General features: G+C 47.7%; 1 protein-coding gene. It reads right to left on the reverse strand.

What is annotated here, in order from left to right; translation table 11 throughout:
* On the reverse strand, nt 1–1,032 hold a 1,032-nt coding region (locus ACUU1I_RS20735; RefSeq protein ID WP_449144924.1), incomplete at both ends, for an APC family permease.

Genomic DNA, 1,032 nt, shown 5'->3' on the forward strand with positions numbered 1-1,032 from the left:
GGGTCAGAAAATAGCCATTAACGGGCGTACCAGAAGCGTTGGTACGACATAAACTGGCTGGAATATATTTGCTGTCAGCATCACCTAATAGCACTTTAAGCGGGGCATCAATCGAGAATACCAGCGCAGCTACTTGTCCCAGGGTATTCGCAATGGCGTAAATCACCATTAAAGTATTACCCATGTTGTAATACTCGCCCAGCTTCTGAAAGGCGTAATATTGACCGTTCGTCATTAAGTCATCCGGGATATTACGCGAGTCAAACATCATCCCCATCGCCAGTGAGCCCAGAATGGCACAAACCGCAACCATCACCGCCAGGCATAGCATCCCTTTTGGAAATTCTTTTCCTGGGTTGCGCGTTTGATTAACGTAAGGAGAAATCTTCTCTGCTCCGCCAACCGCGAAAACCAGCATTGAAATAGTGGTAATGTAGGTAAAGTCGATATGAGGAATGAACGTTTCCCAGGTAATGTTTGTGGTCGCAATATGCACTTCAGTAATCGCAGGCGCGGTTACCGCCATCGCCACATACAGGAGCGACATAACAAACATCGCAATCCCTGCCACAGAACCGACGATTTTCAGCGATTTCATACCGCGTGAAGCAACCCACATAAAGAAGATAAACAGCACCAGCGTTAACCCCTGTAACGCTACGACTGAATATTCTTTGATTAGCGAACCGTCGCCTTTCATCGCCCAACCGAGCGCAATCAGAATTGCCTGGGGTTTTTGTGCCAGATAGGGAATATGCACCACCCAGTAGGTCCACGCGGCGAGATAAGCCAGTCCGGGTCCCATCGTGTGTTTAATCCAGGTACTGACCCCGCCCTTCCCATCTTTGAAGGTCGAGCCTAACTGACCAACAATTAGCGCATAAGGTGTGAAATAGAGTGCAAAGATAAACACCCATGAAAAAACAACCACCAGCCCCTGGTTGGCATAGTTATTAACAACGTTGCCAAAACCCCAGACAGTGATAAAAGACATCAGCGCAATGTTGTACCATCGCAACTGTTTTTCCTGAA

It is taken from the genome of Shigella sp. SIG3, from assembly GCF_053555855.1.